21 protein-coding genes are annotated in these 24,240 nt (G+C 63.2%); 8 read left to right on the top strand and 13 right to left on the bottom strand.

The features are described 5' to 3' along the window. Positions 1 to 35 precede the first annotated feature (35 nt). Entirely contained in the window at positions 36 to 1,040 is a 1,005-nt protein-coding gene (locus GV818_RS00270) for an AraC family transcriptional regulator (RefSeq protein WP_161754000.1), read from the top strand. A 56-nt stretch (positions 1,041 to 1,096) separates the two neighbouring features. Here the strand turns inward: GV818_RS00270 and GV818_RS00265 are convergent, their stop codons facing one another. Both GV818_RS00265 and GV818_RS00260 read right to left on the bottom strand, forming a co-directional pair. Beyond that, positions 1,097 to 2,485: a heavy metal sensor histidine kinase gene (locus tag GV818_RS00265; protein WP_161753998.1), complete on the bottom strand. Its 1,389-nt coding sequence runs from the start codon at positions 2,483 to 2,485 to the stop codon at positions 1,097 to 1,099. Then, entirely contained in the window at positions 2,472 to 3,152 is a 681-nt protein-coding gene (locus tag GV818_RS00260; RefSeq protein ID WP_161753996.1) for a heavy metal response regulator transcription factor, read from the bottom strand. Before GV818_RS00260 ends, GV818_RS00265 begins: the two co-directional genes overlap by 14 nt. Positions 3,153 to 3,287: 135 nt before the next feature. On the opposite strand from GV818_RS00260, the gene GV818_RS00255 reads away from it, so the two are divergent. Both GV818_RS00255 and uraH read left to right on the top strand, forming a co-directional pair. After that, positions 3,288 to 3,767: a GlcG/HbpS family heme-binding protein gene (locus GV818_RS00255; protein ID WP_161753994.1), complete on the top strand. Its 480-nt coding sequence runs from the start codon at positions 3,288 to 3,290 to the stop codon at positions 3,765 to 3,767. A gap of 46 nt (positions 3,768 to 3,813) precedes the next feature. Continuing rightward, positions 3,814 to 4,224 (top strand): hydroxyisourate hydrolase, encoded by a 411-nt coding sequence (gene uraH / locus GV818_RS00250; RefSeq protein WP_161753992.1) that lies wholly within the window; start codon positions 3,814 to 3,816, stop codon positions 4,222 to 4,224. Positions 4,225 to 4,279: 55 nt separating this feature from the next. On the opposite strand, the gene GV818_RS00245 is transcribed toward uraH, so the two are convergent. Continuing rightward, a complete protein-coding gene (locus GV818_RS00245; RefSeq protein ID WP_161753990.1) occupies positions 4,280 to 5,002 on the bottom strand; it encodes a Crp/Fnr family transcriptional regulator in 723 nt (240 codons plus the stop codon). Between the two features lie 102 nt (positions 5,003 to 5,104). On the opposite strand from GV818_RS00245, the gene GV818_RS00240 reads away from it, so the two are divergent. Continuing rightward, complete coding sequence (locus GV818_RS00240; protein WP_161775584.1) at positions 5,105 to 5,629, top strand: DUF962 domain-containing protein; 525 nt, start codon at positions 5,105 to 5,107, stop codon at positions 5,627 to 5,629. A gap of 42 nt (positions 5,630 to 5,671) precedes the next feature. Here the strand turns inward: GV818_RS00240 and GV818_RS00235 are convergent, their stop codons facing one another. The 9 genes from GV818_RS00235 to dibA all read right to left on the bottom strand — a co-directional run bounded on the left by GV818_RS00235 (position 5,672) and on the right by dibA (position 16,465). Then, entirely contained in the window at positions 5,672 to 7,909 is a 2,238-nt protein-coding gene (locus tag GV818_RS00235) for a GMC family oxidoreductase (protein ID WP_161753985.1), read from the bottom strand. Continuing rightward, entirely contained in the window at positions 7,906 to 8,406 is a 501-nt protein-coding gene (locus GV818_RS00230; RefSeq protein ID WP_161753983.1) for a sorbitol dehydrogenase, read from the bottom strand. The genes GV818_RS00235 and GV818_RS00230 overlap by 4 nt, the downstream gene beginning before the upstream one ends. Then, positions 8,403 to 9,773: a cytochrome C gene (locus GV818_RS00225; RefSeq protein WP_256667357.1), complete on the bottom strand. Its 1,371-nt coding sequence runs from the start codon at positions 9,771 to 9,773 to the stop codon at positions 8,403 to 8,405. Before GV818_RS00225 ends, GV818_RS00230 begins: the two co-directional genes overlap by 4 nt. A 281-nt stretch (positions 9,774 to 10,054) precedes the next feature. Next, complete coding sequence (locus GV818_RS00220) at positions 10,055 to 11,044, bottom strand: sulfate/molybdate ABC transporter ATP-binding protein (protein ID WP_161753981.1); 990 nt, start codon at positions 11,042 to 11,044, stop codon at positions 10,055 to 10,057. Between the two features lie 3 nt (positions 11,045 to 11,047). Next, complete coding sequence (gene cysW, locus GV818_RS00215) at positions 11,048 to 11,920, bottom strand: sulfate ABC transporter permease subunit CysW (RefSeq protein WP_161753979.1); 873 nt, start codon at positions 11,918 to 11,920, stop codon at positions 11,048 to 11,050. A 12-nt stretch (positions 11,921 to 11,932) separates the two neighbouring features. Further along, a complete protein-coding gene (gene cysT / locus GV818_RS00210) occupies positions 11,933 to 12,751 on the bottom strand; it encodes a sulfate ABC transporter permease subunit CysT (RefSeq protein ID WP_161753977.1) in 819 nt (272 codons plus the stop codon). Positions 12,752 to 12,898: 147 nt separating this feature from the next. After that, positions 12,899 to 13,909, bottom strand: a complete 1,011-nt coding sequence (locus GV818_RS00205; protein WP_161753975.1) for a sulfate ABC transporter substrate-binding protein — start codon at positions 13,907 to 13,909, stop codon at positions 12,899 to 12,901. 169 nt (positions 13,910 to 14,078) lie between these two features. After that, positions 14,079 to 14,261, bottom strand: coding sequence for a sulfur starvation response protein OscA (oscA, locus tag GV818_RS00200; RefSeq protein WP_022643503.1), 183 nt, complete (start codon positions 14,259 to 14,261; stop codon positions 14,079 to 14,081). A 284-nt stretch (positions 14,262 to 14,545) separates the two neighbouring features. Next, positions 14,546 to 16,465 (bottom strand): phosphodiesterase DibA, encoded by a 1,920-nt coding sequence (gene dibA / locus GV818_RS00195; protein WP_161753973.1) that lies wholly within the window; start codon positions 16,463 to 16,465, stop codon positions 14,546 to 14,548. Positions 16,466 to 16,611: 146 nt separating this feature from the next. Here dibA and desA point away from each other — a divergent pair, with 146 nt between their 5' ends. Then, complete coding sequence (gene desA, locus GV818_RS00190; protein WP_161753971.1) at positions 16,612 to 17,793, top strand: delta-9 fatty acid desaturase DesA; 1,182 nt, start codon at positions 16,612 to 16,614, stop codon at positions 17,791 to 17,793. 228 nt (positions 17,794 to 18,021) lie between these two features. Then, on the top strand, positions 18,022 to 19,014 hold the full coding sequence (locus GV818_RS00185; RefSeq protein WP_161775583.1) for a GGDEF domain-containing protein: 993 nt from the start codon (positions 18,022 to 18,024) through the stop codon (positions 19,012 to 19,014). A gap of 57 nt (positions 19,015 to 19,071) precedes the next feature. Here GV818_RS00185 and GV818_RS00180 read toward each other — a convergent pair whose 3' ends face one another. Then, positions 19,072 to 20,286 carry an HDOD domain-containing protein gene (locus GV818_RS00180; RefSeq protein WP_161753967.1) on the bottom strand — a complete coding sequence of 405 codons (1,215 nt, stop codon included), beginning with the start codon at positions 20,284 to 20,286 and terminating at the stop codon, positions 19,072 to 19,074. A 333-nt stretch (positions 20,287 to 20,619) separates the two neighbouring features. Between GV818_RS00180 and GV818_RS00175 the strand changes: the two genes are divergently transcribed. After that, positions 20,620 to 22,797, top strand: a complete 2,178-nt coding sequence (locus GV818_RS00175; protein WP_161775582.1) for a TonB-dependent siderophore receptor — start codon at positions 20,620 to 20,622, stop codon at positions 22,795 to 22,797. A gap of 42 nt (positions 22,798 to 22,839) precedes the next feature. Then, entirely contained in the window at positions 22,840 to 24,240 is a 1,401-nt protein-coding gene (locus GV818_RS00170; RefSeq protein WP_218586296.1) for an alanine racemase, read from the top strand.

Below are 24,240 nucleotides of genomic sequence, written 5' to 3'. Positions count from 1 at the left end.
AAACGCCAACCTGTTGACCGGACGCGCCAAATCGCATGACTGAAGCCACTTCCCTCGCCAGTTGGACCCGCGCCTTGCGCAAACAACTGGATGCCCTCGACCTCGACAGCGGCGCGCTGTGCCGTGAAGCCGGGCTCGACCCGCAATTGATGGACGACCCCAACGCCCGCTATCCGCTGTCGGCCACTACCCGCCTGTGGCACCTGGCGGTACAGGCGAGCGGCGATCCGGCCATTGGCTTGCGGGTGTCGCGCTTTGTCAGCCCCACCACCTTCCATGCCCTGGGCTACGCCCTGGTGGCCAGCGGCAGCCTGCGGGAAGTGTTCGAGCGCATCGTGCGCTATCACCAAGTGGTCAGCGACGCCCTGGAACTGGCCCTGACTCGAGAGACGGATCGCTATCGGTTCTTCCTCAAGGTGCCGCCAGGTTCGCCACAGCCGGCGTTCGAGGCCATCGACGCGTTTGCCGCGATCTATGTGCGCACCTGCCGCAATCGCCTGGGCCGCGACTATGCGCCACTGGCGGTGCAACTGCGGCGCCCGGCACCACAAGACCCGAGCCAGTGGCACAAGGTGTTTCGCTGCCCGGTGCAATTCGACGCCGCCGACGACTGCCTGGAGTTCGGCCTGCACGATTTCGACAGCCACCTGGACGACGCCAACCCGGAGCTGGCGGAACACAACGAAGCGGTGCTCAAGCGTACCCTGGCGCAACTGCGGCCCCTGACCTGGGAGCGCAAGGTGCGCGGGGTGATTGAAGCCCAACTGCCGGAGGGCGAGCCCTCTGCCGAACGGGTTGCCCAGAGCCTGAACCTGAGTTTGCGCAGCCTGCAGCGGCACTTGGCGGATGAAGGCACGCGCTTCGACACCCTGCTCAACGAATGCCGGGAGAACCTCGCCCTGCTGCACCTGCAAGATCTGGAATGTTCCCTGAGCGAAATCAGCTACCTGCTCGGCTTTGCCGACGCCAGCAGCTTCAGCCGAGCGTTCAAACGCTGGACCGGGCTGACCCCGGGGCAGTTCAGGGACGGGATGCGTTGACGGTTGGCGCCTTGCCCACATAGCGCTCGATCACCGCCTCGCAGACCCGGCAGCGGCTAGGCCAATGGAAAACCCAGTTCGAATAGCGTCGCCTGTTGATCGCTGGTCACCCGGACCTGGCCACCATGCAGCAGCATGATCGAGCGAACGATGGCCAGGCCCAGGCCCCCGGAGTCTCCCGGTTCGGCCCGGGACGGATCGACCCGATAAAAACGGTCGAACAGCCGGGACACATGCTCGGGGGCAATCGCCGGCCCCTGGTTGTGCACCTGCAGCCAGCACCAGCCCGCTTCGACGCGGCGGCGCAAGCTGATCACCGAGCCCTGGTCGGCATGCCGCACGGCGTTGGCCAACAGGTTGCCCAGGGCCCGCTGCAACAATTGCTGGTCAGCCTGCAGTTCGCCGGAAAAACCATTCTCCAGGCGGATATTCCGGTCATCGGCCAGGGCTTCGAAGTAGTCGCAGAGCTCCGCGCCGACCCCCGCCAATGTCAGCGGACGCAGGTCCAGGGCCTGTTCAGCCTGTTCGGTGCGCGCCAGGAACAACAGGTTCTGGGCCATCCGCGTGAGCCGCTCGAACTCCTCCATATTCGACGCCAGCACCTCTTGGTATTCGGCGGCGCTGCGCGGCTGGTTCAACGCCAGGCCGTTGCTGCCCAGGAGGTTGTGCAACGGCGTGCGGATCTCGTGGGCCAGGTCGGCGGAGAACTGCGACAGGCGCTGGAAGCTCTCGTCCAGCCGCGCCAGCATGGCGTTCAAGGCCTGTACCGGCTCGTGGAATTCCGCTGGGATGCCGGTGGTCTGCAGGCGCTGGTCGAGGCTGCGCAAATCAATCTGGCGGACCGACTCGCTGAGCTGGCGCAAGGGGCGCAAGCCTCGGCGCAACAGCAGCAGCCCCAGGGCAAACGCCAATAGAGCCCCCACTCCCACCGCCAGGTACAAGCGCAGGCGATAGCTGGCAAGCATCTGCTCACGTTCGCTGAGGACCTTGCCGGCGACCACGGTCAAGGCTTCGCCCTGGGGTCCGCGGGCCTGTCCCGCCAGCAAGGCGACCGGAACATCGCCGGCGCCGGGCCATACGCTGATATCGCGACGTTGTGGCGGTTGCGCCAGGAGGATCGGCACCAGTGCCGGCAGGCTTTGTTGTCGCGGGTTGATATCGATCACCGTGGAACCGTCGGCCCGTTGCACCAGCAACAGGCTGTCCTGGTTGCCCAGCATGTTCTGGTACAGGCGCGGCCGGGCTTGCAGGGCATCAAGGCTGTCGCTGTCCTGCAACAGGGCCCGTACCTGCTCCAGGCGTCCCAGCAGGGCGAGGTCGTCGCGGTAGGCAATCTCTGCGGCCAGGGAGCGGTAGAGAAATACCCCGATCACACTCAACACCAGAGCACAGACCGCGGCAAACGCCAGTGCCAGGCGCCAGGCAATGGAACTAGAGCGCTTCATCCGGGGCTTCCAACTGGTAACCGACGCCACGCACGGTGTGGATCAGTTTCGGCATGTAGGGATCATCGACCTTGGCCCGCAACCGACGCACTGCCACCTCCACCATGTTGGTGTCGCTGTCGAAATTCAGGTTCCACACCTGGGATGCGATCAGGGTCCGCGACAGCACTTCGCCCTGGCGGCTGGCCAGCAAGTGCAGCAGGGCGAACTCCTTGTTGGTCAGGGCAATACGCTGGCCACCACGACTGACCCGGCGACGCAGTACATCGATTTCCAGGTCGGCGATGCTGTAGGACTCAGCCTCGCGCATAGGCCCCCGACGCAGCAGGGTGCGAACCCGGGCCAGCAATTCGGCGAAGGCGAAGGGTTTGAGCAGATAGTCGTCGGCCCCCAATTCAAGGCCGCGGACCCGGTCTTCGATGGCGTCACGGGCGGTGAGGAACAATACCGGGGTGGCACCACGCTGGCGGACCAGCTGCAGCAGTTGCCAGCCGTTGAGCCCGGGAAGCATCACGTCGAGGATGATCAGGTCGTAGGCCTGCTGCTCGATAAAGTAACGCCCGTCCAGGCCGTTCAAGGCCACGTCGACGGCAAAACCGGACTCGCCCAGGCCCTTGGCGAGGAAATTCGCGGTCTTGGCTTCGTCTTCAACTACCAGCAAACGCATGGCGCACCTCAAGAATGATCGGCACAGGCTAGGCGCCTGGCAGGCGCTTGCCCATTACAAACTTGTAATCCAACTGACGAGGTTCTGACGAGGACGGCTGGCTAAGGTGGCGACCTGTCTTTGCGGAGCCTTCCCATGATTTGCAAAACCCTTGTTCTGAGCCTTGGCCTGAGCCTTGCCGGCAGCGCCCTGGCGGAGCTGGAACTGCCCCGTCACGCCGAGTTGGACCTGGCCACCGCCCGTCAGTTGGCGGACGCCAGCCTGGCCCAGTGTACGGCCGTGGTTTCGGTGCTGGACCGTGGCGGCAACCTGCTGGTGACTTTGCGCAGTGATGGCGTGGGCCCGCACAACACCCTCGCCAGCCAGCGCAAGGCCTATACCGCGCTGTCCAGCAAGACCCCGAGCCGGCTGTTCGCCGAGCGGGCACGGAGCAACCCCGAGGCGGCCAATCTCAATACCTTGCCGGAGCTGTTGCTGCTCGGTGGCGGCATTCCGTTGTTCGCCGGCCATGAACTGGTCGGCGCAATGGGCATTGCCGGTGCCGGTGGTGCCGCGCAAGACGAGGAATGTGCGCTCAAGGCGGCGCAAAAGGTCGGTTTGCGGGCCGCGCTGTGACGTCTATCGGCTGGTTTTTTTTGATCAATGCAATGAGGAGTCGTTCATGATTTTTTTGCGTAATGCTCTGGCCGCTGTCGGCCTCTGCGGTCTGTCGAGCCTGGCCTTGGCGGCCGGCAACCCCTTGAGCGTGCATGTGCTGAACCTGGAGAACGGTTTGCCCTCGCCGGGGGTCAAGGTGACCCTCGAGCAGCATGTGGGCCAGGACTGGAAAGCGTTGTCCACTGGCGTGACCAACGAACAAGGGCGGATCAGCGAGCTGTTTCCCGCCGGCCAGGCCCTGACTGCTGGCGAATATCGAGTGGTGTTCAAGACGGGCGAATACTTCAGGCAGGCCAAGCGCGAGACCTTCTTCCCGGAGATTCCGGTGATCTTCGAGGTCAAGCAGACCGAGCAGCATTACCACATTCCGTTGTTGCTCAGCCCTTATGGGTTCTCGACCTATCGTGGCTCGTAGGCGCTGACTGCTGGCGAGGGCGGTCTTGAGGGCCTCTTCGCTGGCAAGCCAGCTCCTACGGCTGGCGGAACATCGCGGGGGCTGTAGGAGCCGGCTTGCCGGCGAGGGCGCGCAGGCGCTCGGTGTCGAGGATTTCGATCTCGCCGTAGCTCAGGCGCAGAATGCCCTGGTTCTGCAGATCCTTGAGGATCTGGTTGGTGGTCTGGCGCGACAGCGAGAGCATCAGCGCCAGTTGCTCCTGGGGCAGTTGCAGCACACGGCGGGCCTGGGCCACTTCACCGTAGCCGGCAGCCATCGCCAGCAGGCGGCTGGCCACCCGAGCCGGAGCTGGCATCAGGCTCAGTTGCTCCAGGTTGATAAAGGCCAGGCGCAGTTTGTGGCTCATCAACAGGGCGAACTGGCGCCAGTACTGCGGCTGTTGCTCCAGAAGCTGCAACAGTGCTGCCTGCGGCACCTGAAGCAGGGTACAGGCGCCCTCGGCGTAAGCATCGTGGGTGCGCGGCTGGCCATCGAACAGGCAGATTTCGCCGAACCAGTGGGGCGCTTCCATCAGGCTCAGCAGGGCCTCCTTGCCCTGTTCGCTGACCGCGCCGACCCGCACCGTGCCCTCCAGCACCGCGTACAGGCCGCAGGGCGGATCACCACGCAGGAACAGGCACTGCCCTGGCACCAGCCGGCGCAGGCGGGCACCGCTGAGCAAACTATTCTGTAATGAAGCCGGCAGATGGCTGAACCACTGGCCGGTCATCAGGCACTCACGCCACTGCTGCATATCCATGGACAAGGGGGTTCCTGAGGGCATCGGGATAATTGTCGCCTAGCTGACAGAGCCGTGAGCGGGCACCGGGCATGATCCAGCCACCCTAACGGAGGAACAACAATGAAAAGCCTCGTTGATCATCTCAGTCAATACGCCGCCTACCACCGCGACCCGCGCAATATCGCCAGCCACTTTATCGGCATTCCGATGATCGTGGTGGCGGTGGCGGTGCTGTTGTCGCGTCCCGCCTGGAGCATGGCGGGCATTGCATGGTCGCCGGCGGTGCTGCTGGCCCTTGCCGCGTCGGTGTTCTACCTGCGCCTGGAGTTGCGCCTGGGACTGCTGATGAGTGTGCTGATGGGCCTGTCGGTATGGATCGGTCAGGCGCTGGCGGCACACAGCACCGGGCTCTGGCTGAGCAGCGGCCTGGGCCTGTTCGTGATCGGTTGGGTGATCCAGTTCATCGGCCATTACTACGAGGGTCGCAAGCCGGCCTTCGTCGACGACCTGTCGGGCTTGATCATCGGCCCGTTGTTCGTGGTAGCCGAGCTGGCGTTCCTGCTGGGGCTGCGCCAGGACTTGAAACAGGCCATCGAGCAGCGCTCCGGCCCCGTCGCCCTGCGCCACAAGAAAGCCCTGGTCTGAAACTCCGCCCGGGAGCGCCAGGTACGCTCCCGGGCGGATCATTCACAAGGTGCCGAACTCCACTCGCACTGTCAGCGCACCCTGGTTGTCCTGCAGGCCGACACCGTAACGGCCCTCAAGATCGTCGTTGATGCACAGTTGCAGCTCGCCTTTGCGGCCAGCCGGGATCGCAGCCAGATCGCCGATCAGGAAGGGGTCCCCGTCCACCCCGACCCGCCCGATCAACGCCCCTTCATTGGCTCCCGGCAAGGTGTAGCCAGGCTTGGCGACAAAGGCCGGATTGCCCAGGCCATCGACCATGCCCCCCGCCGGGCTGGCCGACCAGCGCCCACTGACACAGCGCACCAGGCGCGGGCTGATGCCATTGAACTGCACTCCGGTGCCCTGCCACGGTTGGTTGGCCTGGACCGTCGCCGTGCTGGCCCGGAGTTCATTGGCCAGCACATCTGCGGCCTGGAACGACAAGGCGGCGATGGTCAGGCTCGGGTTGGCAGTGCCATTGGAGGGGAACACCCCATCCCCCACCAGGAACAGGTTGTGGTGGTCCCAACTGCGCTGGTGCTTGTCGACCACCGAAGTGTTGCGATTGTCGCCCATGCGGTAGGTGCCCATCAGGTGCCCCGCGCCCTGGAAGCTGTAGGGTTCGCCGTCGTAGACGAAGTACCCCGGATTGAATGCCGGATCCGGCTTGAGGTCGGTGAGCTCGGTGGCCCCCAGCAGCTCGGTGATGATGTAGGTGGCCGCCTGCCGGGCCTGCTTGAAGCCCTCCTTGGTGTAGTTCGACAGGTTGTAATGAATCTCCGGCCGAGGGATGCCCAGGCGGTCCGTGTATTCGCTGGAGGGCACGATGTAGCAATCGGCCTGGTCCGGATTGTCCTCCACCTGCTCCACCAGGAAACCGATACGGAACTGGCGGATCAGGCGGTCGTTGAGGGCCTGGATCAAATCGCGTCCGTAGAGTGCGCTGGGCGGCTGCTGGACTCCAGGCAAGGGATTGGTCCGACTGATGTTCTCGCCATCGATCAGGTCGCACACCGTGGTGTAGGGATCGCCAATGGGCCAGTTCAGGCCCTCGTTGCCAATCTCGATGCGCCAGGCCGCACGCTGGCTGCGGAAGGCCCCGTCGCGCAGGCTTTCAATTCCCGCGGTGGACACCGGCCCGCGGTATGGAAACACCGACTGACCTTCCGGCATCAGGCCCCAGGCCAGGTAGATCGGGTGGTCCGAGAGGCTGCGGCCGACCTGGCCACTGCTGTTGGCGACGCCCTGGGGCGCCTCGGGGCAGGCCGAGTTGAGCAGCAGTTTTGGAGTCTCGATGGCGTGGGCGGCAATCACATAGTGCTTGCCCTGGGCCACGCCATTGGCGGTGGGCGGACCGTCACCCAGTTGGTATTGGATGAACTCGATGCCGATGATGCTGGAATCCGTGGCAACCCGGACCTTGCTCGCCACGGTCTTGTACAGCACCCGTACATTGCCGGTTTCCAGGGCCTTGTTCAGGGTCACCGTGGCGTCGTACTTGGCCTGGATCGGGCAGATCGGCGTGCAGTTGGTATTGCCCGCACAGACCCGGCGCCCGGCATATGGCTCGGAGTTGCGCCCGGCCGGAGTCGGGCTCACCAGCAGCGGCATGCCGGCGAACGAGCGGCCTTTCACCGCCTTGACGAAACTGTCGTCCACCAGGGACAGCGGAATGCTGTGCATGGGGAATTGATAGTCCTCGGGAAAGGTCATGCCCAGGTAGCCCTGGTCGGCGACATCCGCCGCCACGCCAATCTCCACCTCGGCGCGGCAATAGGCGCTTTGCAAGTCCTCGTAACCGATGGGCCAGTCGACCCCGACGCCATACTGCGATTTGAGGCGAAAATCATTCGGCAGCATGCGCAGGCAGGTGGCAACCCAGTGCCAGGTGGTGCCACCACCGACGCGCTCATAGGTGCTGGTGAAGGCCAGCGGGCCTTTCTGCACCAGGTAGCTGGTCTGCGGGTTCTGCCAGCCATTGATCAGGTCGGCAATGGTGGGCCGCGGCGCGTTCTGCTGGGCCGGCTGCAGTTCCGGGTACAGCTGCGGCTGCAGAGTGCTGGCCGGCGGGTACGGCGACTCCGGTGTTTTCAGGGTAGCGTTGTAGAAACGCTCCATGTATTGAGTGCGATTGGCCGGAATGCTCGGCCCGGATTCCAGCACCAGGACACTGACCCCGGCCAGGCCCAGCTGATAGGCAATAATGCTGCCCGCCAAACCGGCACCGACGATCACCACATCCGCTTGTTCCACGCTCATGACGAAGCTCCTTGCTGAACCTTGGAAGGCACGCCGGTAAAGGCTTCCAGGCTGGGCGGCGTCTCGCCCCAGTAGCCGAAATGAAACTGGCTATAGCCCATGGGATGGGCCTGCGCGGCCCTCCAGGCCCAACTCTGCTGATAGGCCAGGTCGGACACTACCGACTGCTGCTTTTCCTGGTAGCGGCCGGCTTCATAAGGCTGGTACCAGACCCCCAGCAGCCACAGTTTCATGATCGAGCGGCAGGCCTGGGTTGCCTGATGTTTGGGATCTGCGAGCAGCACTTTGGCGATTTCGTCCGATGGCAGATGATCGGCGGCCAGAGTCGCGTACTGGCTCAGCAAGGCATCGAGCACTGCATCGGTGAGTCGTGGACGGATGTAGGCCAGGAACTTCGTGGGCAGGTCGATGGGGTCTATCAGCGGCGCCAGAAAATCAATACCGATCCCCAGCAGTGCCGAGGACAGGCCGACAAAGTTCGCACGATCAGTACTCATGGTTTACTCCCTGCGGCGCCAGTGGATTGGGCACGCTCCAGCAGATAGGTGAAGTCGGCAAAGGTGGTGCGCGGGTTCTGGGTGACCCGGGTGGTGGCGTTGTTGTGGCAGTCCATGCAGCTGGAAGAGGCCTGGGGCACCGTGCCCTGGATAAAGGTTTCCAAGGTCGCGTTGGCGAGGAAGGTCGGTGCCGGGCTGCCCAGGGGATTGGTCGGCGAGGGGGCGCCACAGTCTTTGGCCCGATCGGCGGGCCACTGGGTGTTGATCAGTTGATAGTTGGCCCACACGCTCTGGGGGTTGGCCGTGCGCAGCAACGCCTGAAAGGTGCCGTTCAGCGCCTTGGTCTCGGCGGTCAGGGGGATTTCGCGCACGATCTGCGACGGCGTGGCCTTCACCGACGGGTTCCAGGGCCGCGGTGGCGGCTGGTTGATCTCGGCCTGGCTGGCGGCGTTGTAGAACAGGTACGGCCCTTTGCGCTGGTCCGGCGGGGTGGTTTTTTCCGGCACGTTGTCCACATGTTCGAAGGTCGACCACACCCACTGCGGCGCCTCCTTGGTCTTGTGCACGATGTGCAGGCCCACCAGGCCCACCGGTTCGGCCTTGCACGACTCTTCGACGATCGGGCCATGAGCCGGATCGATATTGCCGGGGGTGTAGACCAGGGCGTCGACCGTATGGAAACGGCTGCGCTGGTCATTGCCGTCGAGCACCTTCCATGACGCCTTGACCATGATCGCGCCGACCTGCTTGTCCTCGGTGGAGCCACAACTGAAGGCCACGAGGTTTTTGTCGCTGGCGGCAAAATACGCTTTCTGCCCCTCGATGCTGTACAGCCCCTTGTTGAGGATGTCGTCGAACATCGGCCGGTTGACCACGATTTCGTTGCGGGTGTAGGTGCCGCTCTGGTCCACCAGCGGGCCGCTCTGGAACGGCTGGATGAACTCGTCCAGGACACCTGCGACCTTGCCCATCTGCTGCAGCAGGCGCCCGGGCTTGAGCCCTTCACAGACCTTGGGAATGCTCGCGGGGGCATCCCAGGGCGCAGGCTTCTCGCCCTTGGGCCGGAAGATCTGGTAGCTCTCTTTCCAGCTCTCCCAGACGGTGGGGCCATCTTCCTGGCCGATCAGTCCGGGGGCCGGGCTGCCGTCGTCCTGGGCCGGCCAGTTGAGGGCAATGAAGGTTTGCCAGGACAGCACGTCGAAATCGCGCTGCAGGCTTTCCAAGGTCGGAGGTAGGGTGACCTTGACGTCGAAAGGGATCTGCGGGGACAGGGTGGGGGGTGTAACGGCGAGGGCTAGCGGGCTGAGCAGTGCACCCAATAGCGCACAACCGAACCTCGGACAGGGCCGATGGACTTCCTTTTTCATGCTTGTCTCCTTGGCATCAGGCTGGCCAGGAGACAAAGCGCCGGTCCGTCATGGACTCTTCAATCGCGCCCTCCTGGCACAATTTCCAGCGTAGATAAGGAATGTTGCGGCCAGTACACAGGCCATAGATCGAATCGAGCTAGCGGTAATAGCCGGGCGCCATCGCCCCCCACACCATCCCCGTAGGAGCCGGCTTGCCGGCGAAAGGGCCCCCGAGCCGTGTGCAAACCTGGAGGACGCTTTCGCTGGCAAGCCAGCTCCTACGGAGGGGCCGGCTGGAGTCAGAGGCTGGCGAGTTTCTGCCAGACCTTGGGCTTGAAGAACAGGGTCTCGCCCTTGGCCAGGCCGATCAGGCTGTCGTGATCCTTCACCACTTCGGCTTCGATCAGCTCGCTCTGCCCTTCGACCTTGAGGGTCACCCGGGTGGTGGCGCCCAGCGGACGGATGTCGCGCACTTCGGCGGCGTGGTGGTCTTCCAGTTCCGAGCGCGACAGCGACACTTCGTGGGGACGGAACAGCACGTGCTGGTCCTCACCCAGGTGCAAGCGGTTGGAGTCGCCGAGGAAGTGGTAGACGAAGTCGCTGGCCGGGTTCTCGTAGACCTCGCCCGGGGAGCCGATCTGCTCGATCACGCCCTTGTTCATCACCACGATGCGGTCGGCCACTTCCATCGCCTCTTCCTGGTCGTGGGTGACGAACACCGAGGTCAGGTTGATGTCTTCGTGCAACCGCGCCAGCCAGCGCCGCAGTTCCTTGCGGACCTTGGCGTCAAGGGCACCGAAGGGCTCGTCCAGCAACAGCACCTTGGGTTCTACCGCCAAGGCACGGGCCAGGGCGATACGCTGGCGCTGGCCGCCGGACAGCTGCTCCGGGTAACGGTCGGAGAGCCAGTCCAGTTGCACCATGTTCAGCAGCTCGTGGACCTTCTCGGCGATCTTGCTCTCGCTGGGACGCTGGTTCTTCGGCTTCATGCGCAGGCCGAAGGCAACGTTGTCGAACACGCTCATGTGACGGAACAGGGCGTAGTGCTGGAACACGAAACCGACGTTGCGATCACGCACGTCGTGGCCGGAGACGTCCTCGCCATGGAACACGATGCTGCCGTCGTCGGGGGTTTCCAGGCCGGCGATGATCCGCAGCAGGGTGGTCTTGCCGCAGCCGGACGGACCCAGCAGGGCCACCAGCTCGCCGCTGTGGATATCCAGGTTGATGCTGTTCAGAGCCTTGAAGGCGTTGAAGTTCTTGCTGACGTTACGGACTTCGATCGACATGTCTTATTCCTCCGCGGCGCTAGCGCGCAGGCGGTTGATTCGGGATTCGCTCCACTGCTTGAGCAGCAGGATGAACAACGCAAGGATCAGCAACAGGCTGGCCACGGCAAAGGCGGCAACGTGGTTGTACTCGTTGTAGAGGATCTCCACGTGCAGCGGCAGGGTGTTGGTCACCCCGCGGATGTGCCCGGAAACCACCGACACCGCGCCGAACTCGCCCATGGCCCGGGCGGTACAGAGCACCACGCCATAGATCAGGCCCCATTTGATGTTCGGCACCGTGACGTGCCAGAACATCTGCCAGCCATTGGCCCCCAGCAGCCTCGCAGCTTCCTCTTCCTGGGTGCCCTGCTCCTGCATCAGCGGGATCAGTTCACGGGCGACGAAGGGCACGGTGACGAAGATGGTGGCCAGGACAATGCCCGGCAGGGCGAAGACGATCTGGATGTCGTGATCCTGCAGCCACGGGCCGAACAGGCCCTGGGCACCGAACATCAGCACATAGACCAGGCCCGCGATCACCGGGGAAACCGAGAACGGCAAGTCGATCAGGGTCACCAGGATGCTCTTGCCACGAAACGAGTACTTGCTCACGCACCAGGCGGCGCACACCCCGAAGACCAGGTTCAGCGGCACCGAGATCAGCACCGCGAACACCGTGAGCTTCAGTGCCGACAGCGCGTCGGGTTCGAAGATCGCCTCGAAGAACGCCCCCAGCCCGAGCTTCAGGCCCTGGGACACGACGATGAACAAGGGCAGCAGCAGGAACAGTGCGAAGACCAGCCAGCCAAGACCGATCAGGATACGCCGCGAGCCTGCACTGCCGCGCCTTGCGGCGTTGGCCGAAGAGGCTGCGGAAATAGACGATTGGGACATGTTCGCGCCTCCTTAAGGTCGTTCGATGCGCCGCTGCAACAGGTTGATCAGCAGCAACAGGACAAAGGAAACCACCAGCATCAGCACGCCGATGGCGGTAGCGCCGGTGTAATCGTACTGGTCGAGCTTGACCATGATCAGCAGCGGCAGGATCTCGGTTTTCATCGGCATGTTGCCGGCGATAAAGATCACCGAGCCGTACTCACCAACGCCCCGGGCAAAGGCCAGGGCAAAACCGGTGAGCCAGGCTGGCAGCAACGCCGGCACCAGGATGTAACGGAACACCTGCAACGGTTTGGCGCCGAGGCAGGCGGCGGCTTCTTCCACTTCACGGGGAATGTCCGCCAGCACCGGCTGCACCGTGCGCACCACGAACGGCAGGGTGACGAAGGTCAGGGCCAGGGTGATGCCCAGGGGCGTGTAGGCGATCTTGAACCCCAGGTCGGTGGCGAACTGGCCCACCAGCCCGGTGGGCGCATACAACGCGGTCAGGGCGATGCCGGCCACCGCAGTGGGCAGGGCAAACGGCAGGTCGATCATCGCGTCGATGATCTTGCGTCCGGGGAAGGTATAACGCACCAGGACCCAGGCCAGCAGCGTGCCGATAATGCCATTGATGATCGCCGCGCACAGCGCGGTGCCGAAACTCAGCTTGAGGGCGGCGAGCACCCGTGGCGCCGAGACGATGGCCCAGAACTGGTCCCAAGTGAGTTGCGCGGCATGCACGAACATCGCCGCCAGGGGGATGAGCACAATCAGGCTGAGGTACACCAAGGTGTAGCCCAGCGTCAGCCCGAAGCCGGGTATGACGGGGGAGATACGACGCGACATAAAAGTCCTTGGTTAACGAAACGGATACGCAAAACCCGCAACTCAATGCGGGCTCTACCTGGTAGGAGTCGGCTTGCCGGCGAAAGGGCCCGCAAGTCGTGCATTGCCCTCAGGGGCGCCTTCGCTGGCAAGCCAGCTCCTACGGGGTTACTGCGCCGTGTAGATCTGGTCGAACACACCACCGTCATTGAAGAATTTCGGTTGCGCAGTTTTCCAGCCGCCGAAGTCCTTGTCGATAGTCACCAGGTCCAGTTTGGGGAACTGTTGGGCATATTTGGCGGCTACGTCCTTGTCCCGCGGGCGGTAGAAGTTCTTCGCGGCGATTTCCTGGCCAGCCGGGCTGTACAAGTGTTTGAGGTAGGCCTCGGCAATCTCGGTGTTGCCCTTTTTCTCGGCGTTCTTGTCCACCACCGCCACGGGCGGCTCGGCGAGGATCGACAGTGAAGGCACGACGATGTCGAATTTGTCGGCGCCGCCATCTTCCTTGAGGGCCAGGAAGGCTTCGTTTTCCCAGGCCAGCAGCACGTCGCCCTGCCCGTTGTTGACGAAGGTGATGGTCGAGCCGCGCGCACCGGTGTCGAGGATCGGTACGTGCTTGAACAGCTCCTTCACGTATTCCTGAGCCTTGGCTTCGCTACCGCCGGCTTTCAGGCCGTAGGCCCAGGCGGCCAGGAAGTTCCAGCGCGCACCGCCGGAGGTTTTCGGGTTCGGGGTGATCACCGAGACGTCTTTCTTGATCAGGTCGCCCCAGTCCTTGATGCCCTTGGGGTTGCCCTTGCGCACCAGGAACACGATGGTCGAGGTGTAGGGGGTGCTGGCGTCCGGCAGGCGCTTCTGCCAGTCCGCCGGCAGGGTCTTGCCGAGCTTGGCGATTTCGTCGATGTCGCCGGCCAGGGCCAGGGTCACCACATCAGCGCGCAAGCCATCGATCACTGCCCGGCCTTGCTTGCCGGAACCGCCGTGGGATTGCTGGATCTTCACGTTATCGCCGGGATGCGACTGCTTCCAGAAGCTTGTGAACTCGGCGTTGTAGTCCTGGTACAGCTCGCGGGTCGGGTCGTAGGAGACGTTGAGCAGCTCGTAATCCTTGGCAACGGCGGAACCGGCAAAAACGGCGCTGGCGAGTGCGGCCAGGGCATAACGGCGAATCGATGACATGGTGAAGCTCCTGAAATTTTTTAAGGTGCTGGCTTTTTCTTATGGCGATTCAGGCCCGCATTCGTGGGTGAACGCTGGGGTTCATGCTGGGGGTCATGGATCACGCCCTCCGGTTGACCAGTCGGGCCTCTCGGTCGAGAGGGTGACGCGGGATTCGGCTAGACGACGATTAACTGGGTTTGTTGCCGGGCTGTTGCAGGCGGAATTTTTCCTTGCGTTCGATCTGCACCACCTGGGCGTTGTGCACGGTGATTTCCACCGCGCCGAAACGCAGGTCGCGCAGCGCGCTCTGGATTTCACGCAAGATGGTTGCTTCGTCCTGGCCGTCAACGCTGCGTAGAGATGCGCTCATGGTGCTGCTCCTTGGGTGAGAGGTGCCTGGCAGTGGCGGCACTGCGTGTGGCGTGGGAGCAATAGTAGATAGGCGCGGATATTCTTAAAAATACTATTTAAGAATGTTTATATAACCAGAAAAATTATCTGTCGGGACGGGGGCTTAGCGGTTTCCTGTGGCCGCCGCCACAGCTTGCAATGAGGCTGGAAGGGCCTTGATAGGCCCTCAAGAGCAATATCCGCGGAGTAATGGGGGCGCACCCCTGCAGTAGCGGCTACAGGGGCATGCATCCATTCCGGCGATCAGCAGATCGGCGGCGCGTTGCTCCAGTCCAGTTGCTGCGCCGGCACCGGCCGGCCGAACCAGTAGCCCTGGCCCAGGTCGCAGCCATGCTCGAGAAGAAACCGCGCCTGCTCCACCTGCTCGATGCCTTCGGCGTGAACCTGCATGCCCATGCTCTGGGCCAGGGCGATGATGACCCGGGAAATCGCCGCGTCGTCTTCGTCCCCCGGCAGGCCGGCGACAAATCCCTGGTCGATCTTGAGTTTTTGTACCGGAAGGCGCTTGAGCCGCAACAACGATGAGTAGCCGGTGCCGAAGTCGTCGATGGCCAAGCGAATGCCCAACTCGCGCAAGCGGTGCATCTGCTCCAGGGCCACCTCAGGATCATCCATCACCGCGCTTTCAGTCACTTCAAGTTCCAGGTAGGCCGGGTCCAGCCCGGTGTCGTGCAGCACCTGGGCCACCTGTTGATACAACTCGCTGCGGGCGAATAGCCGGGTCGAGACGTTCACCGCGATAAACGACAGCACCACGCCTTCGGCCTGCCATTGGCACATCTGCCGGCAAGCCTGCTGCATGACCCAGGCATCGATCTCGGCAATCATCCCGGTGCGTTCGGCAATCGGAATGAACTCCGCCGGCGACACCAGGCCACGCAGGGGGTGCTCCCAGCGCACCAGGGCCTCGACGCCGATCAACCGGCTGTTCTTGAGGTCGTGCACCGGCTGGTAGTAGACCCGCAGTTCTTGCTGGTCCAGGGCCCGGCGCAGTTCGAAAGCGGTCTCCACCCGCTGCTGGGCATGGGCGGTGAGCTCTTCGGTATACAAGGCATAACCATTGCGCCCGGTGCTCTTGGCCTTGAACAGCGCCGCATCGGCATTGCGCAGCAGTTGGCTGGCGCTCAGGGCATCGCTGGGAAACAGACTGATACCAATGCTGACATTGGTCACCAGTTGCTGTTCGCCCAACTGGAAGGGCTCCTTGAGGCCATCAATGATGCGCTGGGCCAGCGCTGCCGCCTGCACCAGTTGCGGGCAACTCTCGGCCAGCACGGCGAACTCGTCACCCCCCAGGCGCGCCAGGGTGATGCCCGGACCGAACATGCTCGCCAAGCGCTCGGCCACGGCCTTGAGCAGTTGGTCGCCAACGTTGTGGCCGAAGCTGTCGTTGATCATCTTGAAGTGATCCAGGTCGATCATCAGCATGGCGCAGCCGCGCTTGTGGATCTGCGCCGAAGCCAGGGCCTGCTCGGCACGATCGGTGAACAGCAGGCGATTGGGCAGGTCGGTCAGCGGGTCGTGGTGGGCCAGGTGAGCCAGTTCGTGCTCGGAATCCTTGATCGCGCTGATGTCGGAGAACACCGCGACGTAATGGGAGAGTTCACCCTGGTCATCGTGGATCGCGCGAATGGTTTGCCACTGCGGGTAGATTTCACCGCTCTTGCGGCGATTCCAGATTTCGCCGCTCCACTCGCCGGTTTGCTGCAAGGTATCGAACATCGCCTTGTAGAAGTCCACCGAATGATGCCCGGACTTGAACATGCTCGGCTGATGACCCAGCACTTCTTCGCGCTGGTAGCCGGTGATCTCGATGAAGGCGCGGTTGACGTGGACGATCTGTCCCCGGGTGTCGCTCACCAGCACCCCTTCGCGGGTACAGTCGAACACCGCCGCAGCCTGGCGCAGACGCTCGCGATCCTTTTGCTGATGACGCAACCAGCGATCGGCCCCCATCAGCCGCAACAGCCGGGCACGGGCAAAGAAGATCAGCACCGCGCTGAACACCGCCCAGATATAGGCACCCACCGACTGCCAGTGAGCCCGATCGGCTAACTCATCGAAGAAACTGCTTAATAAATAACCACTGAACTGCAGCCAGACCAGCGATAGCAGCAGATAGAGCAGCGCGGCACGCAAACCATTGCGATAAGAAACCGACATAAGTCCGTCTATTTCCACACGAAAAGTTTGGGATTATAGAGGAAGAAACATTCCGCCACTCTTATCTGAAAGCGCGACTGGTTTTCTGAGTGCGCTTGGTGATAATGCCTGAGCTATTTTTTTCTTTTTCGAGGGCCTTATCGCCTATGTGGTATGAAGGTTTACTTGGCTTGTCCGCCTGGCAACTGGTGGCAGTCACCCTGTTGATGACCCACGTGACCATTGTCGCGGTCACGGTCTATCTGCATCGCTATTCCGCCCACCGCGCCCTGGAACTCAACGCCGGGCTGAAGCATTTCTTCCGTTTCTGGTTGTGGTTGACCACGGCGCAGAACACCCGCGAGTGGACCGCCATCCACCGCAAGCACCACGCCAAGTGCGAGACCGTCGACGATCCCCACAGCCCGGTGATCAAGGGCTTGTCCACCGTGCTGCGCAAGGGCGCCGAACTGTACCGCGAAGAGGCGCAGAACCCGGAAACCCTGCGCATCTACGGCAAGAACTGCCCGGAAGACTGGATCGAGCGCAACCTCTACAGCCGCTACAAGATGGGCGGCATCGCGCTGATGGCGGTCATCGACCTGCTGCTGTTCGGCACCATCGGCATCACCATCTGGGCCATCCAGATGATGTGGATTCCGTTCTGGGCCGCGGGCGTCATCAACGGCCTGGGCCACGCCGTCGGCTACCGCAACTTCGAATGCCGCGACGCCGCCACCAACCTGGTGCCCTGGGGCATCATCGTCGGCGGCGAAGAACTGCATAACAACCACCATACCTACCCCAACTCGGCCAAGCTCTCGGTGAAGAAGTGGGAGTTCGACATGGGCTGGGCCTGGATCAAGCTCTTCAGCTTCCTGCGCCTGGCCAAGGTCCAGCGGGTGGCGCCGATCGCCCACCGGGTCGAAGGCAAGGGGCACCTGGACATGGACACCGCCATGGCCATCCTCAACAACCGGTTCCAGATCATGGCCCAGTACCGCAAGCTGGTGATCGGCCCGCTGGTCAAGCAGGAACTGGCCAAGGTCGATCATTCGGTGCGTCACCAGTTCCACCGGGCCAAGCGCCTGCTGTCCCGGGAAACCAGCCTGCTGGAAGACCGTCACCACCTGCGTATCCAGAACATCCTGGAGCACAGCCAGGCGCTGAAAGTGATCTACGAGAAGCGCCTGGCCCTGCAACAGATCTGGGTCAAGACCAGCTCCAACGGCCACGACATGCTGGCGGCGATCAAGGATTGGGTACATGAAGCCGAAGCCAGCGGCATCCAGTCCCTGCGGGACTTCGCCCATCAGTTGAAGACCTACTCCCTGCGTCCCACGCTCTGAGTCCAGCCCCTCACCACCCTGTGGTGAGGGCGCTTGGCGGCGATCCGGCACCGACAAAAAGGCGCCCTCCGGACTCGATCGACCGTCTGGCGGGCGCTTCTGGTATCGCGAGCACAGCCGGGAACTTAGCGCCCGATCCCCTATCTCAAACAACACTTCGCCACCCAGGCGGGCTTGGTTGTAGCCGCCGTCGAACTTCGCGCGGCACGCCCTTTGAGATCTGTGCCGATGGTCAACAAGAACCTACACACTCCATCTTCGCTGCACCTGTGGCCCGAGGCCGCACAAACCCTGATGGCCCTGATGCACGCCCAGGGCGAGGTCGCTCGCCTGACCGAGCGCGAGCAGTTGTTCAGTTCCTTGCTGGTCAGCGTCAACGCGGTGCTCTGGGCCTTCGACTGGGAGAAACGCCAGGTGCTGTACGTCAGCCCGGCCTACGAACGGATTTTCGGCCGCGCTGCCGGGCTGTTGCTGGCGGACTGCAACCAGTGGCGCGACAGCATTTACCCTGATGACCTGGAATATGCCGAGCGCAGCCTGGCCCAGGTCCTGGATAAAGGCGCGGTGGAAGATCGCGAGTACCGCATCATCGACGCCGAGGGCCAGGTACGCTGGCTCAGCGACAAGTGTTTCATCAATCGCAACCCCGAGCCCGGGCAGCCGGTCATCGTGGTCGGTATCGCCGAAGACATCACCGAGAAGAAACACCTGGAAGCCGAGCTGCATCGCCTGGCGACCACCGATGTGCTGACCCAGAGCAGCAACCGCCGACACTTCTTCGAATGCGCCAATCGCGAGTTCGAACACTCTCGCCTGCACGGTTTGCCCCTGGCCTTCCTGCTGCTGGACATCGACGACTTCAAGGTGGTCAACGACACCTACGGCCATCCCGAAGGTGACATCGTGCTGCAACGCATTGCTGAAAGCGGGCGCGCGGCGCTGCGCCGCGGCGACCTGTTCGGGCGCATAGGCGGCGAGGAGTTCGCCGCGGTGTTTCCCGGTTGCACTGCGGAAATGGCACAGCAGGTCGCCGAGCGCCTGCAGCGGGAGATCCAGCGCCAGAACTTCAGCCACCTCGGCCAGGCCTTCAACATCACCATCAGCCAGGGCCTGACCGGCCTGCTAGCGGAAGATGAAAACCTCGACAGCCTGTTCGCCCGCGCCGACGCCGCCATGTACGAGGCCAAGCGCCAGGGCAAGAACCGTATCGTCACAGGGTAAATTGAGGGCTGGCCAGCGCTAGACTGCGGCGTTTCGCCGGCAGGCCGGCTCCTGCCATCAGCCTTTGCGCAGGCGGGTCAGCTCCGGCAAGCCAATCTTCAGCAGGCGCGCAGTCTTGCTGCGGGCTACCGCCTCCACGCCCTCGGTAGGTGTCAGCCGCGCCAGTTGCGCCGCCAGGTTCATCACCAGGGCTTCGCGGGAGTAGACACCACCACCCAATTGGTAGATCGAGGCGATCAGTTCACGCAGCTCCAGAGGCATGCGCCAGCGGGTGCGCAGGGCTGAGCCGTAGGCGGCGCCAAAGCGCTCCAGGGCGTCACCGATCTCTTCCTGGTCGTCCAGCTCGCCCCCGGCTTGCTTCCACTCTTGCAGGCAACGCAGCAAGGCCAGGTCACCGAGTCGGTGCAAGAGGCCGGCGCAGTAACAGCGTTCCTGGTCCAGATCCAGCAGGCGGGCCAGGGTCCGGCCGTATTCAGCGGTGTGCAGTGACAAGCCCCAGTAACGTTCGGCGTAGTCGGCCAAGGCTGGATCGCTGAGACGGGCGCTGCGCTTGAGGACCAGGCCGAGAATCAGGTTCATGCTCTGCCCGGTGCCCAACTGATGCAGGGCCTGGGACAAGGTCTGCACGCCATCGCCATTGTGTTGCGCGGCGCTGTTGGCCGCAGCAATCAGCACTGCGGTGACCTGGGGGTCGGTGTGCAGTTCGTCTTGCAGCAGCTTGAGGTCCAGGTCATTGGGACTGAGGCTGCGCTTGACCGCCAGTTGCACGTCGGTCAGCAGCGGGGCACCGTCGGCGGTCTCACGCCGGCGTTCGAGAAAATCCCACAAGGTCATGCCCGGAGCCAGCGCCGGCACCTCGCAGGAAACCTCTTGGCCGTCGGCCAGCAACAGCCCCTGCAGGCGCTGGGTCAGGCCTTCCAAGTTCAAGGGTTTGGTCAGGTAGGCAGTGGGCGCCAAAGGCAGCGCCTCGCGCACACTGGCGCTGTCGTTGCGCGCACTGAGCAGAATGAACGGCTGCAACGGATTGCGCTTGCGCTGGCGCACCGCGCGCAGTACCGAGAGGCCATCAACGCCCGGCAGTTCCCAGTCGGCAATGATCAGGTCGTAGGGTATGGCGCTCAGCAGGTCCATGGCCTCCTGACCGTCGGCACACAGGTCCAGGCGTGCGTCACAGCGCACGTTCAACAGAACTTGCTTGAGCAGATCACGGGACCAGGGGTCGGCCTCGGCAATCAGCACGCGAGGTACAGCAGGTAAATCAACAGCGGTCATGCAGCACGCTCCGGTAACTATGGGTGCACCTTAGTCAAAGCAGCAGGATTCATACAGGCCAAAACGCCGATGGCTCCGCAAAAATTCAACAAACTCCGTTGAAAAAAATCCTCCAGGCGCCGAGCGACCCACCGACAAGGGACAGCATAGTGCAGCGTTGCGCCATAAAACAAAACGTTATAATGTATCCATTGATAACGGTTCTCATGCTGAGAGCTGACGCCAGCAGTGCCTTCGGCCTCAGTACCAGAGCCATGCTCATCGGCTAGCCACAGCGGTTGCAGGTTGGAACAGCGGCGCAATTGCACACTCCGTTGAGTTAAGGGACTACAGATGAACGAGTTGTACGGATCACCGGCACGCTGTGCCTTCACGGTTTTTGCCAGCGTTGTTTCAGCTTTCTCCGGCCTGCCTGCCGCCCAAGCACAAGAGACCGAAGACGAGCGCAAGGCGCCGGTCCTGGGCCTCGATGCAACCCGGGTCATTGCCCCACCGCTGAACGATGCCTTTGAAGTCAATGCCGGGGCATTCGGCGCCAAGAACACCCTGGAAATACCCTTGGTGATCCAGAGCTACGGAGCCAAGACCATCGCCGATTCGTCTGCGCGAACCGCAGTCGATGTACTGAGCCTGGACCCGTCGATCCTCAGTGCCTCGGCCGGCAGTGGCTTCGACAACTTCCGCTTGCGCGGCTTCGCCATGGACAACTTCAACACCCTGCGCCGCGACGGCCTGACGCTGGCACCGCACCATGACGTGCCACTGGAAAACGTCGAGCGCATAGACGTACTCAAGGGCCCCTCGGGCTTTCTGTACGGCGTCAACTCACCCGGCGGCACGATCAACTACATCCTCAAGCGCCCGACCCGCGACCCGCTGCTCAATCTCACCCTGCAAGGTTCGTCGCTGACCGGCCGCTACGTGGCCATCGACAACAGCAACTCGACCGACGACGACACGTTCGGCTACCGCTTGAATGCCGGCTACGAGAAAAACGGCGACTACGATCACGCCCGGGACCTGGAGCGCAAATTCATCGGCCTGGCCACCGACTTTCGCCTGAGCGACCGGGCGCTGCTGCAGCTCAATACCGACTGGTCGTGGAAATCCACGGTGGCCGACCCCTTGCTGCGAGCCGACCAGAGCCACCGCGCCAACCCGCTGGATGCTTCGAGCTATGTACGGCCACCCAGGGTCAACCGCCGCGACCTGCTCACCGGCTCCTGGTTCCGACACCAGACCGAAGGCAAGAATATTGATGCCAAGTTCGAGTACAGCCTCGACGACAACTGGACCTCGATCACCCAGGCCAACTACTCGCGGGTCGAGCGCCACGGAGGCTACAACGACCTGTTCGACATCCAGCCCAACGGCGATATCGGCCGGGCCGACTTCTACGTCTCGCGCGGCGAGGTGTTCAGCACCTGGTCGTTGCAGTCCTACCTGGCCGGCAAATTCAACACCGGCACGCTCTACCACGATGTGTTCCTGGGTACCGGCTACAAGCAGTTCAAGGACCGCAGCCCGGCCTGGGACGACATCAACAGCGCTACACCGGGGATCAGCGTCGGTGATGTTTCAGTGGGCAATATCCTGCATCCGGTGCAACCGCCCAAGCATCATTTCGGCCCGGAAAACGACATCGAATTCGTCTCCCGAATCAAGGAAAGCTCGGTATTCGCCAGCGACCTGATCTCCCTCAACGAGCAGTTCCAAGTGCTGCTCGGCGGTCGCTACATCTGGTACCGCGCCGATCATCTGTCGGCCAATGCCCAGCCCCAGAGCCACGACGTGTTTATCCCCAGCGGGGCACTGATCTATCGCCCGCTGGAAAACTTGATGACCTACGTGAGCTATTCCCGCGGCCTGGAAAAAGGCGACTACGCGCCCTGGAACGCCACCAACAAGAACCAGCCCACCGACGCCATCGAGTCCGAGCAATACGAGATCGGCCTCAAGGCCGAGATCGACTCGCGCATCAACCTGGGCCTGGCACTGTTCGAGATCCGCCGTAACGCCAGCTACCTGGATACCAGCAACACCTTCGTCAGCAAGGGCGAATATCGCCATCGCGGCATCGAACTCACGCTCAACGACCGCCTCACCGACTCACTGACCCTCAACGCCAACCTCGCCTACCTGGCGACCCGCCTCGAAGCCGTGGACGACATCAGCGTGGTCGGCAAGCGCACCGAGGGCGTGCCGAAATGGAAAGGCGCCCTGGGGGCCGAGTACCAGGTGCAAAGCCTGCCCGGCCTGTCTGTGGACAGCAGCCTGAGTATGGTCGGCAGCCGCCCGGTGGATCCGCAAAACAGCGGCTACATCCCCGGCTACGCCTTGCTCGACGCCGGTGCCAGCTACAAGACCCGCCTGGGCGGGACGCCGGTGACCTATCGGGTGCACGGCAAGAACCTGACCAACACCTATTACTACGCCAGCACCTACTACCAGGGCGGGCTGGAGGTGGGCCGCGAGCGTGAGGTGTTCTTCTCGGCCCGCTTCGAATTCTGACCTGAGCACCAGGCACGGCCCCAGACTCAACCAAGGATGAACATGTCAGTCATGCAGCAGCCCTCCTGCGATCACTCCATCGCCGCCGACCCTGGCAGCGTCTCACTGAGCAGCCTGCGGCACCCGCTGGTGGAACGACTTTTGCGCCACTACCCGGAAGAACTGCAGCGCCTGGTGGCAGGCCTGGGGTCGCCCTTGCACGTGATGTTGCCCCAGGTGTTCACGGAAAACCTTCGACGCTTCCAGCAAGCCTTCGCACAGAGCCCGGCCAGCGGCTCGCTGCTGTTCGCGAAGAAAGCCAATAAGGCCGACTGCCTGGTACAGGCCTGCGCAGCGCAACGAGTCGGCGTCGACGTGGCCAGTGTCGGTGAGCTGGAAAAGGCCCTGGCCGGAGGGGTTGCGGGGCAACACATCGGGGTCTCAGGGCCGGAGAAAAGCGACCGTCTGTTGGCCCTGTGCATCAGTCATCAGTGCTTGCTGGCCATCGACTCCCTGGCAGAGTTGCAGCGCGTGCAACAGATGGCCCAACAACGCCAGCAGCCCGTCAACATCCTCTTGCGCTGGCAGCCCGACAGCCAGCCCGACAGCCGCTTCGGCCTCCAGGAACAAGAGTGCCAGGCGGCTATCGCCTACTGCTACGCGCAGCGTCAATGGCTGAAGCTATTGGGGTTTTCCTTCCACCTCGGCGGTTACTCCGTGGCAGAGCGCGCCAGCACCGCCAACCAATTGCTCGAGCAATGCATCGCCGCCCGCAAAGCCGGCCTGGAACACTGCAGCAAGGTCAACCTGGGCGGTGGCCTGGCCGTGCGCTATGTCGACCCGCAGGCCTGGAAAGCCTTCTGCGAAAACAATCGCCCGGACCATTACCACGCGGCTCGGGCCTTTGCCGGGTTCTATCCCTACGGCTCGCCCCGGGCCGGTGCCGAGGCCTTGGCGGACCTCCTCGCCAGCGCCGTTGGCGACGGCCTGAACCTGGGACAGAAGGCCGCCCGGCAGGCGATCGAACTGCTCATCGAGCCAGGGCGCGCGCTGCTGGACCAAGCCGGCCTCAGCGCGTTCCGGGTCCAGGCGGTCAAGGACCGCAGCACCAGCCACGGCTACGCCATGGTCACGGTCGAGGGCAGCAGCTTCAGCCTCTCGGAACAGTGGTTCAACAGCGAGTACCTGCCAGAGCCTGTGCTGCTCACCGCCAGCCCCCGCGAACCCGCGCCCTTTGTTGCCTGCATCGGCGGTTCGAGCTGCCTGGAGGCCGACATGCTGACCTGGCGCAAGATCCGCTTCGAGCACCCGGTGCGCCCCGGCGACCTGCTGCTCTACCTGAATACCGCCGGCTACCAGATGGACTCCAACGAGTCGCCCTTTCATGAGGCCCGGCTGCCCCACAAGGTGGTCGTCGAGCTCGACGGTCACGCCCTGCGCTGGAAGCTCGACGGGCTGGCGTGA

Source organism: Pseudomonas sp. Fl4BN1 (assembly GCF_009908285.1).
In the GTDB taxonomy this organism is placed as follows: Bacteria; Pseudomonadota; Gammaproteobacteria; order Pseudomonadales; family Pseudomonadaceae; genus Aquipseudomonas.
This window is presented reverse-complemented; position numbering and strand designations above follow the sequence as displayed.

Bases quoted from the DNA above. Each gene is read 5' to 3' on its own strand.
- GV818_RS00270 (WP_161754000.1), top strand. From the start codon at position 36: ATGACTGAAGCCACTTCCCTCGCCAGTTGGACCCGCGCCTTGCGCAAA.
- GV818_RS00265 (WP_161753998.1), bottom strand. From the start codon at position 2,485: ATGAAGCGCTCTAGTTCCATTGCCTGGCGCCTGGCACTGGCGTTTGCC.
- GV818_RS00260 (WP_161753996.1), bottom strand. From the start codon at position 3,152: ATGCGTTTGCTGGTAGTTGAAGACGAAGCCAAGACCGCGAATTTCCTC.
- GV818_RS00255 (WP_161753994.1), top strand. From the start codon at position 3,288: ATGATTTGCAAAACCCTTGTTCTGAGCCTTGGCCTGAGCCTTGCCGGC.
- uraH (WP_161753992.1), top strand. From the start codon at position 3,814: ATGATTTTTTTGCGTAATGCTCTGGCCGCTGTCGGCCTCTGCGGTCTG.
- GV818_RS00245 (WP_161753990.1), bottom strand. From the start codon at position 5,002: ATGGATATGCAGCAGTGGCGTGAGTGCCTGATGACCGGCCAGTGGTTC.
- GV818_RS00240 (WP_161775584.1), top strand. From the start codon at position 5,105: ATGAAAAGCCTCGTTGATCATCTCAGTCAATACGCCGCCTACCACCGC.
- GV818_RS00235 (WP_161753985.1), bottom strand. From the start codon at position 7,909: ATGAGCGTGGAACAAGCGGATGTGGTGATCGTCGGTGCCGGTTTGGCG.
- GV818_RS00230 (WP_161753983.1), bottom strand. From the start codon at position 8,406: ATGAGTACTGATCGTGCGAACTTTGTCGGCCTGTCCTCGGCACTGCTG.
- GV818_RS00225 (WP_256667357.1), bottom strand. From the start codon at position 9,773: ATGAAAAAGGAAGTCCATCGGCCCTGTCCGAGGTTCGGTTGTGCGCTA.
- GV818_RS00220 (WP_161753981.1), bottom strand. From the start codon at position 11,044: ATGTCGATCGAAGTCCGTAACGTCAGCAAGAACTTCAACGCCTTCAAG.
- cysW (WP_161753979.1), bottom strand. From the start codon at position 11,920: ATGTCCCAATCGTCTATTTCCGCAGCCTCTTCGGCCAACGCCGCAAGG.
- cysT (WP_161753977.1), bottom strand. From the start codon at position 12,751: ATGTCGCGTCGTATCTCCCCCGTCATACCCGGCTTCGGGCTGACGCTG.
- GV818_RS00205 (WP_161753975.1), bottom strand. From the start codon at position 13,909: ATGTCATCGATTCGCCGTTATGCCCTGGCCGCACTCGCCAGCGCCGTT.
- oscA (WP_022643503.1), bottom strand. From the start codon at position 14,261: ATGAGCGCATCTCTACGCAGCGTTGACGGCCAGGACGAAGCAACCATC.
- dibA (WP_161753973.1), bottom strand. From the start codon at position 16,465: ATGTCGGTTTCTTATCGCAATGGTTTGCGTGCCGCGCTGCTCTATCTG.
- desA (WP_161753971.1), top strand. From the start codon at position 16,612: ATGTGGTATGAAGGTTTACTTGGCTTGTCCGCCTGGCAACTGGTGGCA.
- GV818_RS00185 (WP_161775583.1), top strand. From the start codon at position 18,022: ATGGTCAACAAGAACCTACACACTCCATCTTCGCTGCACCTGTGGCCC.
- GV818_RS00180 (WP_161753967.1), bottom strand. From the start codon at position 20,286: ATGACCGCTGTTGATTTACCTGCTGTACCTCGCGTGCTGATTGCCGAG.
- GV818_RS00175 (WP_161775582.1), top strand. From the start codon at position 20,620: ATGAACGAGTTGTACGGATCACCGGCACGCTGTGCCTTCACGGTTTTT.
- GV818_RS00170 (WP_218586296.1), top strand. From the start codon at position 22,840: ATGTCAGTCATGCAGCAGCCCTCCTGCGATCACTCCATCGCCGCCGAC.